Below are 13,511 nucleotides of genomic sequence, written 5' to 3' on the forward strand. Positions count from 1 at the left end.
CATTAACTAACCAGGACAGGACCCGCCGATGCGGGTCCTTTTGCCATTTCAGGAGAACCAAATGCCAAGCCCCAAAATCGACCCCCGCGAGTTCCTCAAGCGACTGCCCCTGTTTGCAGACCTGTCGCAGGAGGAGCTGTCGCTGGTGGCTGCAGGCACCACCGAGCATCACATCCCGCGCGGCAGCGCAGTCTTCCAGCGCGGCGACCCGTGCGTTGGCTTCCACATGGTCATCTTTGGCCAGGTCAAACTCAGCTTCCTGTCCGCGCAGGGCAACGAGAAGATCGTCGAGATCATCGGCCCCGGACACAGCTTCGGCGAAGCGCTGATGTTCATGGAAAAGCCCTACATCGTCACCGCCCACGCAGTCAGCGACTGCATGCTGCTGCACATTTCCAAGCACACCGTATTCGCCGAACTGGCGCGCAATCCGGTATTCGCCCGCCGCATGCTGGCCGGCATGAGCCGCCGCCTGCACGGCTTGATTTCAGACGTGGAAGCCTACTCGCTGCGCTCCGGCAGCCAGCGCATTATTGGCTATCTGTTGAAGGATGATGACGCGACAGACGGTTCTGAGATCACGCTGGCCGTCAGCAAGAAGCTGCTGGCCTCGCGCCTGAACCTGACGCCGGAATACTTCTCGCGCGTGCTGCACGAGCTGGCCGACCAGGGCATGATCGCCGTGAACGGCCGCCAGATCAGGATTCTGGATTCTGCTCGCTTGCGAGCGTACGAAGGCTGAAAGCGGCCAGCGCCAGGTCAAAACCCAGGCGCATGCAGGACACTGCCAATACCGCACCCGCAAGCTGGGCCAACCAGCCGGGTGCGATGGCAGCAGCAAGCAACAGCACCACACTGGCCGCATGCCAGGCGAACTGCACGCGCGGTACGCTGTCCGGCATCAGCTGGCGCACGCCCGGCACATTGCAGCCGGCGTGCTGCCCGTGGTACCAAAGCAGGAATGGCACGATCTTGTACAGCATGCCGTTCACCGCCGACATGGCGAAGCCTCCGATGAACAGCACCCCCAGCACCACAGATTTGTCGACGCCGCGCGGGCACATGAATACCGCCACGCAGGCCAGCAGCGAGCCAAGCGACAGCCACCAGTACCAGGTTGACACGTCCGCGGCGCGCTTGCGGCGCAGCAGTAGCACCAGGGTGTAGGCAGCGAACACCGCCAGGCAAATGCTCACAAGCCCTGCCCCCAGCCATTGCCATTGCCGGTCGAGCAGGTAGCCAGCAGTCCACAGTGCCAACCCGCCCAGGCAAAGCGGCGGCAGCACAAAAGCCAGTTGGCGCGGGAACAACTGGGTGGACTGGAACATCGGCACCACCTGAAAGACCACCGACACCACCAGCACGCCAACCCAGCCCACCAGGGCCCAGGCAGCATGCACATTGGTCCATTCCATCACGCGCAGCGGCAAGGCGCCCGTGAGAAAAGCCGCCAGCGCAACGCCGATCGTCACGGCGCAGGCCAGCGCAACGACGGCCTGGCGCATGCCCGCGACGACCGGCAGCGCATTTGGCGCCGAGCGCTGCGAGAGAGCGCGCGCCAGCACCCCAACAAGGAGAATGAAAGCGCCCGCCAGCAACACACCCGCAGCGCGCAGGCACCAGGGAAGTCCGTGCAGGAAGCCGCCGGCCAGCAGCAAAGCGCCGCCGGCGAGTGCCGCCCAGATGATAGGACCGAGGGTGCGCGCCCAGCGCAGCTCCACCCCGGCCACCACCGGCACCATCTGCAACAGCGAGCCGGCCATGGCCATGCCAAGAAATCCAAGCGTCAGCAAGTGAGTGACGGCCAGCGTGGCCGGCGCCCAGCGCGTGCTCATCGCTTCCGCACCCTGCCACACAAGCAGCATACCGGCCAAGGCGCCAAACCAAGGCGCCACCAGCAGGAAACGCAAAGGCAACGCCATCGCTGGCGTATGCTCGAAAGCCAGCTTGCGTTGCATCAGTCGGCGTGGGTAATCAGGATTTCGTAGATAAAGTCTTCGCGCATCGAAGTCGCGTGGCGGTAGCCATTTTTCTCGAGGATGCGGTACAGCGGGACCGGCTCGCGGTCGATCACCATGCGGATATGCTGGCCAGGCTGCAACAGGTCGAGCGCTTCCAGGACGCGCTCCATCGGTTCAGGCGGCACCATGCCGCACAGCTCTAACAAAATTTCTTGCGCACTCATGATGGCTCCTTCAAATAAGGTCCGCCAGGGTCTGGCGGTCGAGATGACCGAGGTAAGCCTCGGTCGCCCTGTGCAATCCCTCCTGCAGGCGGCAAGCGCCGGCCAGCTGGCAGGTATTGCGCGTGGCATTGAAACATTCAACGATCGTAAAGTCCGATTCGGCCAGGCGCACCACGGCGCCCACCGAAATCGAAGCCGGCGGCTGCGCCAGGCGCAGGCCACCGGCCCGTCCACGCCAGGTGGCCACCAGTCCGGCTTGTCCGAGCCGGTGAGCCACCTTGCGCAGGTGATGTTCGGAGATGCCGTGTGCCGTGGCGATCTCCTGCACGGTCACCAACCTGCCCTGCTGCCGGCCCAGGTACATCAGCAGGCGCAAGGCATAGTCGGTGTGGCCCGTGAGGCGCATTCTTAGTTCTCCAGCGCCACGCCTTGAGCTACGGTTTCTTCCTTCTTCGCCTTGCCGATCAGGCGCAGGGCGAACAGGGCCAGGAACAGGCAGCCGATTGCGAACACGATATCGCCAGGAACACGCATCCACACCGCGGTTTCCATGAAGCTCGAGTGAACAACTTCCGGCGAACGGGCGAACCACATGCCCTTGGTGATCGCAGCCACGGCCTGGTAGATACCGGCAGGGACCAGCGACATGAACACCATCATCGCCAGGCCGATGTTCATGAACCAGAACATCGAAGCAAGCAGCTTGTCCGACCATGCGAAGCGGTCAACCAGGCCGCGCAGGCAGAACAGCATCAGGCCGATACCCAGCATGCCGTACACGCCAAACAGCGCAGCGTGGCCGTGGGCAGCAGTCATGTTCATACCCTGCATGTAGTACAGCGCGATCGGGGTGTTGATCGAGAAGCCCAGCAGGCCAGCGCCCACGGTATTCCAGAAGCCCACGGCGATGAAGCACAGGATGGCCCACTTGTATGCACCGACCCATGGAGCGGCCTGCGAACGCTTGTAGTTGCGATAGGCTTCCATGCCGATCAGCGACAGCGGAACCACTTCCAGCGCGGAGAACATGGCGCCGATAGCGATGACCGAAGTTGGCGTGCCGGTGAAGTACAGGTGGTGCAAGGTACCCAGGATGCCGCCGAACAGGAAGACGATGGTTTCCAGGATGATGGCGCTATTAGCCGAAGCAGCACGGATCAGGCCCAGTTTGGTGAACAGCAGCGCGATAACTGCGGTTGCGAACACTTCGAAGAAGCCTTCCACCCACAGGTGGACCAGCCACCAGCGCCAGTACTCGATCATCGAATAGTGGGTGCCCTTGCCCCAGGTCAGGGAAGTCGCATAGAAGCCGCCGATGCACAGTGCAGCCAGGAAGACCATGGCGATGATGCCGCGGCTTTCCGATGGTTTCTTCAGCGCCGGCCACAGGCCGCGACCAAGCAGGAAGGCCCAGAAAAGCAGGCCAATGAACAGCAGGATTTGCCATACACGGCCCATCGAAGTGAATTCGAGGCCCTGGTTACCCAGCCAGAACGAGAAGTCAACGCCCCTGTGCTGCAAGGTGCCCAGCCAGCCGGTTGCGGTCGAACCTACGACGATGAACAGCAGCGCGTAGAACAGCACGTCGGCGCCCAGCTTCTGGAACTTCGGTTCAGCGCCCGAAATCGCGGGAGCGATATACAGGCCGGTAGCCAGCCACGCGGTAGCAATCCACAGCACGGCAAACTGGGTGTGGATGGTGCGGCTGACGGTGAACGGCAGGATGTTACCCAATTCGATACCGAAGAAGCTCGTACCTTCCACCGCAAAGTGCGCGGTGATTACGCCCATGCCGACTTGCGCCAGGATCAGGCCAATCACGACCAGAAAGTACTTCTTGGTAGCCTTCATCGAAGGCGTAGCTTTCAGCGAGAACAGCGGATCGTTCTTCGGTGGTACAGGATCGTCTTCTTCCTTATGGCGCGAATGGAAGAACAGCATGCCGGCGATAGCGCCGATCATCAGGATGACCGATGCGATGGACCAGATGCCGGCGCCGGCGGTCGGCGTATTGCCGATCAGGGGTTCATGCGGCCAGTTGCTGGTGTAGCTCAGACCCGTTTCGCCCGGACGATCAGCAGCGGCAGCCCACGACGACCAGAAGAAGAAACCGGTCAGCGCAGCGCGGTCGGTCGCTTCCGGCAGCGAGTTCTTAGGCATGGCGTACTGTTCGCGCAGCTTGTCGTATTGCGCAACCTCGCCGAACAGGCCAGCGTAGTGTGCCGCCACGGTGCGCACCGCTTCTGCACGGATAGCCGACAGCTTTACTTCATTGGATTCCGCAACGTAGGTATTGGTGCGCAGTTCAGTTTTCACGAGAGCGTCAACGTGAGCCTTCGCGCCGGTTTCCAGCTGGGCGTAGTCCCTGTTGAAGTTCTTGCGTGCGAACAGGTCTTGCAGCGCAACGGCCTCGCGGTGCAGCCAGTCGGCCGACCAGTCAGGCGCCAGGTAGGAGCCGTGGCCCCATACGGTGCCCAGTTGCTGGCCGCCGGCCGACAGCCAGGCGCTCTGGCCATATTTGACCTGCTCCGCCGTGTAGAGCACCGAACCGGTGTCGTCGACGACTTGCGCTATTGGAGGCGCTTTCAGGTAAATTTCGCGGCCCACCCAGCCCAGTACCGAGAACGATAGCAGGCAGATAATGGCGAGCCACGTCCATAACTTCTTAGTGGCGTGCATGATAGCTCCTTTTGTGGTGTTTCAAATGTATGTTTTTAGCCAGAATACAGCCGCCACTCGGGCAGCTCACATGATCCAGGTCAAGTCTTGCTTAATGACCGCCGCAACCGCCGCAGCAAGTACGTTGTTGTGGCGCGACTGGCGGGTAGCCATGTTCTTCCAGCAGCTTGCCCATTTGATGAATGCTGGTGAGGGAGTCGTCGAAGGCGACTTCGACGTGTGCCGCGCCGGCAGGGGCGTGCACGCCGCGGATGCCGGGGACAGTGCGCAGCAGGTCAAGCACGCGGGTGACGTTGGCGGCGTCCAGGGCGGAAGCTAATTGGAAAGAGTGATGCATTTGTAAGTCCTCCGAGGGGTTAGTGTGGGAGGAAGTTTATGGAGCTGCGTTTTTTTCGTCCTTGACGCAGCTTAAGCAAAACCTGGTAAACCGGGGTACGACCCGCAGGGTCGTACCCCGAACGGTCTCGAAGCCGGGGAGGTAATGGTTAAGGCCTTTGACTTTCTCAATAAGTCAAAGACCCAGAACCAACACCAACAGCGGCAGCGCAGACGGGGTCTGACCCTGCGGGTCAGACCCCGGTTTACCGGTTTACAGGGTTTTTCAGCCGCATCCCCCCATGTAATGACACTCCACACACCGCGTACACCCATCAACCTTCCTCAAAGCCCGCGCCCCACACTCCGGACACTTCCCCGTCGACTGCACCGGCGCCGCCATCGCCTCCGGCGCCACATACCCCTCAACCCCAAACTGCAGCGCCAACTGCGGCACCGGCACCTGATTCCCATACGCATCCAGGAACCCACGCCGTATCAAAATCCGCTGCAAAGTAAACGCAATCGCCGCCACCTCCGAATCGTGATAAACCGGCACCTGCACCCCATCCTCCCGCGTCAACAAGCCGCAGCGCACCGGCCCCTTCTCCCAAGTCACCTCCCGCATATCCGCCAAGGCCTTCGCAATCGAACTCCCCGCCCGCGCCGCCATGGACAGCAAGCGCATAGACGAAGTAATCCACTGCTGCCCATCGCTACGCTGGTTCGCCGGCATGAAGAACTCAAACGGCCGCTCAATCCGCACAGGCGCACCATCCACAACGCCATCCACCGTAATAAAGCTCACGGTCAGGTAAGCAGCCTTCTTCCCCTCCTGCGTCCAGTATTCAACCTTGGACGTCACCGACTCCAGCTCTCCCAACGGACGCCCATCAAACCGCTTACGCAAAGGATCATCATCCCGCAACGCGCTCGCAACCGCACTAACCGCAGCCGGCTCCGGCGCCACACTCAGCACACTCCCCGTCACCGTATTCGGCCGGAACGTAGCAAGCCCCTTCAGCCCCGCCACCCAAGCCTCGGTATAAAGGTCCTTGAAGTCCTCATACGGATAATCTTCCGGCACATTCACCGTCTTAGAAATCGCCGTATCAACGAAAGGCTGCACCGCCTCCATCATGCTCACATGATCCAGCGCCGCCATATCGAGCGCCGTAACGAACTGCGGCGGCAACTGCCCCATTTCAAAGCCCATGTGGCGATACAAGCGCCACGCATGGTCAGCCACCTCATACGAACGCGTCGAACCATCAGGCATCCGCTTGCGGCGCTGGTAGACCCACGAGAACGCCGGCTCAATGCCATTGGAAGCGTTATCCGCAAAGGCCAGCGTGATCGTGCCCGTCGGCGCAATCGACAGCAGGTGCGAATTACGAATACCGTACTTACCAATCGCCTCGCGCAAAGCAGCCGGCAGGCGCCGCACGAACGCCCCCTCCAGGTACAGCTCCTTGTCGAAGAACGGAAACGCGCCCTTCTCCTGCGCCAGCTCCACCGAAGCCGCGTAAGCCGCATCACGCAGCGCCTCCGCGATGCTGGCCGCCATTGCGCGCCCATTATCCGAGTCATAGCGCAGCCCCAACATGACCAGCGCACTTCCCAACCCCAGGAATCCGAGGCCAATACGCCGCTTGGCCGCCCCCTCATCCGCCTGCTGCGGCAACGGCCACTGGGTCGCATCGAGCGCCAGGTCCAGCATCCGCACGCCGATCCCGGCGACACGGCACATAGCCTCGTAATCGAATTCCGCACGCTCGCTGAACGCATGCCTCACAAAGCAAGTCAGGTTGAGCGAACCCAGATCGCAGCAGCCATACCCAGGCAAAGGCTGTTCCCCGCAAGGATTGGTAGCGCGCAGCGTCTCGCAGTAATATAGATTGTTTTCAGCGTTGATGCGGTCAACGAACAGCACGCCCGGCTCGGCATGGTCATAAGTGGAAGTCATCACCTTATCCCACAGCTCGCGCGCGGGCACTCGGCGATAGACCCACATTCCGTCATCGCGACGGTAAGCGCCGGCGGCCAGATCCTCATCACCCGGCTCCACCTTGTGCACCAGCTCGAACTCCGAGTCCGCAGCCAGCCCGCGCATAAAGGCATCAGTCACGCCAATCGAAAGGTTGAAATTGCGGAAGCCGCCATCATCCTTGGCAGCGATAAAGCGCTCGATATCCGGATGATCAATGCGCAGCACGCCCATTTGCGCACCACGCCGCGCGCCTGCCGACTCCACTGTCTTGCAGGACGCGTCAAACACCTCCATGTACGACACCGGCCCCGAAGCGCGCGACTGCGTACCCTTCACCTTGGCCCCGGCCGGACGGATGGCGCTAAAGTCATAGCCCACGCCACCGCCACGGCGCATAGTCTCCGCCGCCTCCGCCACAGCGGTATAAATGCCCGGCAGCCCATCATCCTCCCCGGTAACCGAATCGCCCACCGGCTGCACAAAGCAGTTCATCAGCGTAGCCTTCAGCCCCAGGCCTACCGCCGAATTGATCCGCCCAGCGGGTACGAAACCATTCTCCTGCGCCCATAGGAATTGCTCTTCAAGATCAGCGCGTCGATCCGGCGCCTCCAGCTCGGCCAGAGCACGCGCCACGCGGCGGCGGACATCAATGATGTCCTGCTCATCCCCCTTCGCATACTTTTCGCGCAGCACGTCCAGCGAGATTTCCTGGGGCGGCATGGGATTGCCGAACATTTTTTCATTTGCATTCATGGATAGTCCTGCTCAGGTTAAAACTGAGCCTGACTATCGCCGAACGCCGAACCAAAATCCTTGATTCAGGATAAGTTTGAAGCCCTACAGCCGAGCCCGTGTCACACCTTGGGGTCAGACCCCAAGGTGTGACACGGGCTCGGCTGTAGGGGGTGCTATTGGAGGGTGTGGAGGTAAGTGATGTCCGGAGCGTCTTCTAGAATCGACAGCACTGCTGAGTAGAGGCCGGCGACAGCGGTGGCGCGGGGGTCGCGGCCCGCTAGCCGTTCCATCAGGCCGCAGTCGGCGAAAACATACGTCTGCCAGCCTTCGTCTGAGTTGGTGCAAGCCACGTACAGCTCGCAGTCTTCCGCCTCCACCGGCACGCACCAGGCGAAGTCCTCGGGGATCACTTCGCCCAGCGCCCGATAGCCGTGCGTGGGCAATTCATTGGCCATCCACTCGGCCAGGCTGCGGCCAAAGATGCCGGGGTTGGTCAGCTTGTCTTCGTCTTGAACGATTTCAAAGCGGGACGATTGGAACATCAGGACCGGGCTATGCATTCTGATGCTCCTTTCTTTCTTTAGCTGCGCGGCACTTGCGCGAACGCGGCATTCAAACGCCGTACGGTGGCGTCGTTCATTGACGCCGTATGCCGGTTCCAGCGGTCCATCGTGTGTTGCAGCTCGCTCTTCAGGCGTTGCGCCAGTTGGAATTCGCGCACGCTGGCGGCCCAGATCGCATATTCGGCGCGTGCTTCAAAGCTGCCAAAACGCTGCACCGCGGCCTCGAATTCGGCACGGGCTTCATCGTTACGTCCAGCCGATGCAAACGCCTGAGCCAGCAACAGGCTGCATTGCTCGGCGCGGTAATTGGCGTCGGTGCGGCGGATGAATTCCAGGTGCTCAATTGCCTTGCCATGCGCACCAACAGCCAGGTTTGCACGCGCCGCGCCAAGGCGAATTTCCAGGTCGGAGCCGAAAGCACCCTGCAAGCAGGCTTCGTAGGTCGTAGCCGCCTCGGCCGCTTCCCCGGCTTCCAGCAGAGCTGCAGCCAGGCGCATTTGATTTTGCGCGGTCGGTGTGAAGCTGAAAGCGTCGCGTGCTTCGCGCAATTCACGGCCTGGATCAAGCATGCGGCCCGCAGCGGAAATCGCCTTGCGCGCACCGTGCTCAAGCCGCGAGCTCGGCAGGTAGACGGCAAAGAAATACACCAGGCTGCCCAGCAGCGGGAAGGAAAACAGGATCAGCAGCCAATACAGCTCGCGCCCGCGGCGCACAGCGTGCACGGCAAAAAAGATGGCAACCAGAATATGCAGACCCAGACCGAAAAACGGCATTTCACTTTCTCCAAGATGTTGATGTCTGGATTATAGACGACCGTCACGCAAGGGTTCCAGGTGGATGCTGAGTCCGCTTGATGAAGTGCGAATGGCAGTCGGCACGAACTGTACGCCCGCATACCGCAGCTCATCCGGACGCCAGGTATAAATCGGCGTCTCGCGTGCCAGGTTGTTGGCGAGCACCCGCGCGGCTCCGCTGACCTGGCGCTGCGTACGTTCGTCCAGCCCATCCAGCATGAAGTCTTCCAGGCGAGTATCGGCCAGCATCACCGCGTTGCGCGACGCATCGATATTCAGGCGGCCCGACAGCGAAATGGTACCGGTATATTCCTGCCGCATGAAAGGCGAGCTCACCGACAGCAGCGCAGTCAGTGCAATGCGGTCGTTCGGCAACGTCGCCAGCCTTGGCTGCACCAGGCGCAAATCGAACACGGCCAACGCTCGATGCTCAATAGGGAAGCGCTGGTCAATATTGCGCTGCAGCTTCGCCAGCGGCACGTCGTAGTCACGCGGACCGGCAAAAGTGGCGCAGCCCGCAATCAAAACAGTGACGGCAGCGAACGCGGCGCGTACGGCCCAGCGTCTGTGTTGGTTCATCTGAAGCTCCTGTGTCATATTGGGCATGACTATAGCGGGGATCGCACATGAAACCTGTAACCATTGGTATCGCAGGCTGGGCCCTGCCCAGGGCTGACGTAGAGATATTCCCTCCCGCCGCGTTTGGCAGCAACCTGGAGCGCTACGCCGCTGTGTTCAACGCCGTCGAAATCAATTCATTTTTCTACCGCCCGCACAAACCCGAAACCTACTCACGCTGGGCTGAAAGCGTACCAACCAATTTCCGCTTCGCCGTCAAACTGCCGCGCACAATCACTCACGAAAAGCGCCTGCAAGAAGTCAGCCCCGACCTCGACCAATTCGCCTCGGAGGCCGGCGCGTTGGGCGCCAAACTCGGCTGGGTGCTGGTGCAAACTCCCCCAAGCCTGCGCTTCGACCCAGCAGCAGCGAAAGCTTTATTCGCAATCCTTCGCACCCGCCTCGACGCCATCGCGAGCGGCATCGCGCTGGCGTGCGAAGCGCGACACGGCTCCTGGTTCGCCGAAGAAGCGACCACACTAATGTGCGAATTGGGAGTAACACGAGTGTTGGCCGACCCGCCCGCTGGCGAGCCCGGCCCGTACATCGCGACGAGTACCGAAGAGACCTACGTCCGCCTGCACGGCAGCCCCCTGATCTACCGCTCCATCTATGAGCAAGAACGGTTGGCAAAGGTCGCAGCTTGGCTACGCGGCCAGCAAGGCCGCGCACTAGTCATCTTCGACAACACCATGTCCGGCACTCAAGTCCGGCAAGCGCTGCAACTACGCCAGATGCTTACTTCTTCCCCTTCATCGGATCATCATCCGGATTCACATACGTGATATCAAACGGCCCCTCGCCGTGAATCTGCACGATGGTGTCGCCCTTCATAATCGCGTAGTGATTGGTCTTGGCGGGAATCGCCACGAAGTCCCCAGCATGGTGAGCCTTGGCAGCCTTCGCATCGATCTTTTCCCCCATGCCCAGCATGAGCGTGCCCTTAATCACGGTCACGTTTTCCATCATGGAATGCATATGCGGCGGCACTTTATATCCATTCTGCGCATGCAGCCGGATGACAAACGGCCCAGCCTTGGTCGGATCCCCCTGTAAAACAGCTGCTTTAGCGCCTTTCGGAAGCGTTGGCGGGGCATCGCCCCACTTCATCTCATCACCGAGATGCATTGCGGAAACAGGAATAAGGCACCCAAAAGCAGCAGCGGCAAAGACAGCAGCCAGGGCGCGAGGCATGGATCTGGACATGACAATCTCCTATGAACGGTGTACTCCAACATAGAGCATAGCCACAATTTGCAAAAAAACCACTTGCGCCGGACAAATTCAGTGTTATAGTTCACTACAACACCAGTCCATTAAATCACCAACACTGGAGGAAACGATGTATGTGGAATGAAAACCGTCCGATCTACCTGCAATTAAAAGAGCGGGTCGTCGGCATGATGCTGGACGGCTTGCTGAAGCCCGGCGACGCCCTGCCCTCGGTACGCCAGGTCGCGGCCGATTATCAATTGAACCCGATTACCGTCTCCCGCGCTTATCAAGAGCTGGTCGACGAAACCTTGGTTGAAAAAAGAAGGGGATTAGGTATGTACGTTACTGACGGCGCTGTTGATAAACTACTATCTTCTGAACGCGAACGCTTTATCCGCGAAGAATGGCCCGCCATGGTGGAACGTATCCGCCGCCTGGGCCTGGATATTGAACAACTGCTGCGCAGCACGAATGTGCCGCCACAAGGAGCCCCGGCATGACAGCGATCATCACCGCTAAACACCTGAGCAAGAGTTTCGGCACCACCAAGGCGCTGGACGATGCCAGCTTCCAGATTGAAGCCGGCCGCATCGTCGGCCTGATCGGGCCAAACGGCTCCGGCAAAACCACGACCCTCAAAGCCATCCTCGGCCTGTCCCGCTTCGACGGCGAGCTGAATGTGCTTGGCCTGGATCCGCGCCAGCAGCGCGACGAGCTGATGAAAGACGTATGCTTCATCGCCGACGTCGCCATCCTGCCGCGCTGGCTCAAGGTGAAAGACGCGATCGCCTTCTGCGAAGGCGTGCACCCACGCTTCAACCGCGAACGCGCCGAGAAGTACATCGCCAACACCAAGCTCTCGCCGGACATGAAGGTGAAGGCCATGTCCAAGGGCATGATCGTGCAGCTGCACCTGGCACTGGTCATGGCCATCGACGCCAAGCTGCTGGTGCTGGACGAACCGACCCTGGGCTTGGACATCTTGTATCGCAAGCAGTTCTACCACCAGCTGCTGGAAGACTACTTCGACGAAAACAAGACCATCCTGATCACGACCCACCAGATCGAGGAAGTCGAAAACATCCTGACCGACCTGATGTTCATCCGCGACGGCAAGATCACCCTCGCCGCTTCGATGGACGAAATCGGCGACCGCTACACCGAAGTGATGGTGCAGCCAGAGTACATGACCGCCGCCAGCGCCCTGCAGCCACTGCACCAGCGCACGGTCTTCGGCAAAGCGGTAATGCTGTTCGACGGCGTCTCGCGCAAGCAACTGGAAACGTTTGGCGAAACCCGTACCCCTAGCGTGGCCGACCTGTTCGTGGCCAGCATGAAAGGAACTTACGAATGAATACGATGAAATGGCTGATCCAGCGCGAATACTGGGAAAACAAGGGCATGCTGTTCTGGGCGCCGGCAGTCGTCGGCAGCCTGATGGTCGCCTTCACCGCCTTGATGCTCATCGTCGGCAAAACGATGGAAGGGAAATTCAATGGCGACAGCCTGGAGAATTTCCACAACATGTCCGTCGTGGAGCGCCATGACATGGCCAGTGCCTTTGGCGCAGCATTCCCGATGATGGGCACGCCGCTGTACATCATGATGGCGTTCCTGATCTTCTTCTACTGCCTTGGCGCCCTGTATGACGACCGCCGCGACCGTAGCATCCTGTTCTGGAAATCGCTGCCCGTGTCGGACACGAATACCGTGCTGTCCAAAGCCATCGTAGCCCTGCTCGGCTTCCCGCTGGTGATTGCGGCCACCGCCTTCGTGGTAGCGATGGCGATTACCCTGATGGGCGCCCTCGCGCTCACCCTGCACGGCGCGAACGTGTTCGGCGACCTGGTATCGTCGACCAACTTCTGGCTCAGCCCATTCCGCATGCTGTCCCTCGTGCCGGTCTACATGCTGTGGGCACTGCCAACCGTAGGCTGGCTGCTGCTGGTCTCGAGCTGGGCGCGCAGCAAAGTGTTCCTGTGGGCCGTAGGCGCACCACTGATCACCGGCGCACTGATCGCATGGGCCAACCACGCGTTCAGCCTCGGCATCAAGATCGAATGGTTCTTCTCGCAAGTGGTCCTGCGCCTGCTGGGCAGCGTACTGCCAGGCGCCTGGTTCATCTTCGACGAATCGGCCCGCGACGCAATGCATAACGCCCCCGGCATGCACAACAACCCTGAAGCCCAGATCACCGGTTTCTTCAACCAGGCCTACGCTTCGCTGGGCAGCCCGACCCTGTGGATTGGCGTCGCAGCGGGTGTGGCGATGATCGCCGGCGCGATCTACCTGCGCCGCTGGCGCGAAGAGAACTGATCGAGGTATCTCATCATTCGGCAGCTCGGCTCTTCAGGATCCGAGCCGCCGATCTGGCCGATGTTATTGACCTGCTTATCCCGCCGATCTGTCCTCTTTTT

Annotated in this window: 15 protein-coding genes; 5 read left to right on the top strand and 10 right to left on the bottom strand. The window is 60.7% G+C overall.

Going from position 1 to position 13,511, the window contains the following annotated elements; all coding sequences use genetic code 11:
• The first annotated feature begins 61 nt into the window (after nucleotides 1-61).
• On the top strand, nucleotides 62-742 hold the full coding sequence (locus AC1RTP_RS17015; protein WP_498608833.1) for a Crp/Fnr family transcriptional regulator: 681 nt from the start codon (nucleotides 62-64) through the stop codon (nucleotides 740-742).
• Here AC1RTP_RS17015 and AC1RTP_RS17020 read toward each other — a convergent pair.
• The 9 genes from AC1RTP_RS17020 to AC1RTP_RS17060 form a co-directional block, all read right to left on the bottom strand.
• The gene (locus tag AC1RTP_RS17020) at nucleotides 699-1,958 is read right to left on the bottom strand and encodes a permease (RefSeq protein WP_498608835.1); all 1,260 of its coding nucleotides are present in this window, start codon (nucleotides 1,956-1,958) and stop codon (nucleotides 699-701) included. The genes AC1RTP_RS17015 and AC1RTP_RS17020 overlap by 44 nt on opposite strands.
• Complete coding sequence (locus AC1RTP_RS17025; protein WP_498608836.1) at nucleotides 1,958-2,185, bottom strand: DUF2249 domain-containing protein; 228 nt, start codon at nucleotides 2,183-2,185, stop codon at nucleotides 1,958-1,960. Before AC1RTP_RS17025 ends, AC1RTP_RS17020 begins: the two co-directional genes overlap by 1 nt.
• 10 nt (nucleotides 2,186-2,195) lie before the next feature.
• Nucleotides 2,196-2,591 carry an RrF2 family transcriptional regulator gene (locus AC1RTP_RS17030; RefSeq protein WP_498608838.1) on the bottom strand — a complete coding sequence of 132 codons (396 nt, stop codon included), beginning with the start codon at nucleotides 2,589-2,591 and terminating at the stop codon, nucleotides 2,196-2,198.
• Nucleotides 2,592-2,593: 2 nt separating this feature from the next.
• On the bottom strand, nucleotides 2,594-4,864 hold the full coding sequence (locus AC1RTP_RS17035; protein WP_498608840.1) for a nitric-oxide reductase large subunit: 2,271 nt from the start codon (nucleotides 4,862-4,864) through the stop codon (nucleotides 2,594-2,596).
• Nucleotides 4,865-4,955: 91 nt separating this feature from the next.
• A complete protein-coding gene (locus tag AC1RTP_RS17040; RefSeq protein ID WP_498608841.1) occupies nucleotides 4,956-5,201 on the bottom strand; it encodes a hypothetical protein in 246 nt (81 codons plus the stop codon).
• Between the two features lie 264 nt (nucleotides 5,202-5,465).
• Nucleotides 5,466-7,922, bottom strand: a complete 2,457-nt coding sequence (locus AC1RTP_RS17045; RefSeq protein ID WP_498608843.1) for an adenosylcobalamin-dependent ribonucleoside-diphosphate reductase — start codon at nucleotides 7,920-7,922, stop codon at nucleotides 5,466-5,468.
• Nucleotides 7,923-8,077: 155 nt separating this feature from the next.
• Nucleotides 8,078-8,464: a hypothetical protein gene (locus AC1RTP_RS17050; RefSeq protein ID WP_498608844.1), complete on the bottom strand. Its 387-nt coding sequence runs from the start codon at nucleotides 8,462-8,464 to the stop codon at nucleotides 8,078-8,080.
• 20 nt (nucleotides 8,465-8,484) lie between these two features.
• Nucleotides 8,485-9,240, bottom strand: a complete 756-nt coding sequence (locus AC1RTP_RS17055; protein ID WP_498608846.1) for a hypothetical protein — start codon at nucleotides 9,238-9,240, stop codon at nucleotides 8,485-8,487.
• Between the two features lie 30 nt (nucleotides 9,241-9,270).
• Complete coding sequence (locus tag AC1RTP_RS17060) at nucleotides 9,271-9,840, bottom strand: DUF1439 domain-containing protein (RefSeq protein ID WP_498608848.1); 570 nt, start codon at nucleotides 9,838-9,840, stop codon at nucleotides 9,271-9,273.
• Nucleotides 9,841-9,887: 47 nt separating this feature from the next.
• Between AC1RTP_RS17060 and AC1RTP_RS17065 the strand changes: the two genes are divergently transcribed.
• Complete coding sequence (locus AC1RTP_RS17065; protein ID WP_498608850.1) at nucleotides 9,888-10,664, top strand: DUF72 domain-containing protein; 777 nt, start codon at nucleotides 9,888-9,890, stop codon at nucleotides 10,662-10,664.
• Here the strand turns inward: AC1RTP_RS17065 and AC1RTP_RS17070 are convergent.
• Nucleotides 10,618-11,085, bottom strand: a complete 468-nt coding sequence (locus AC1RTP_RS17070; protein ID WP_498608852.1) for a cupin domain-containing protein — start codon at nucleotides 11,083-11,085, stop codon at nucleotides 10,618-10,620. The genes AC1RTP_RS17065 and AC1RTP_RS17070 overlap by 47 nt on opposite strands.
• Nucleotides 11,086-11,225: 140 nt before the next feature.
• On the opposite strand from AC1RTP_RS17070, the gene AC1RTP_RS17075 reads away from it, so the two are divergent.
• The 3 genes from AC1RTP_RS17075 to AC1RTP_RS17085 are packed head-to-tail and all read left to right on the top strand — an operon-like array spanning nucleotide 11,226 to nucleotide 13,410.
• Entirely contained in the window at nucleotides 11,226-11,594 is a 369-nt protein-coding gene (locus tag AC1RTP_RS17075) for a GntR family transcriptional regulator (RefSeq protein ID WP_155456721.1), read from the top strand.
• Entirely contained in the window at nucleotides 11,591-12,448 is an 858-nt protein-coding gene (locus tag AC1RTP_RS17080; RefSeq protein ID WP_498608853.1) for an ABC transporter ATP-binding protein, read from the top strand. Before AC1RTP_RS17075 ends, AC1RTP_RS17080 begins: the two co-directional genes overlap by 4 nt.
• Entirely contained in the window at nucleotides 12,445-13,410 is a 966-nt protein-coding gene (locus tag AC1RTP_RS17085; protein ID WP_498608855.1) for a hypothetical protein, read from the top strand. Before AC1RTP_RS17080 ends, AC1RTP_RS17085 begins: the two co-directional genes overlap by 4 nt.
• Nucleotides 13,411-13,511 lie beyond the last annotated feature (101 nt).

This window comes from Pseudoduganella sp. GW821-FHT11H04 (assembly GCF_058807935.1).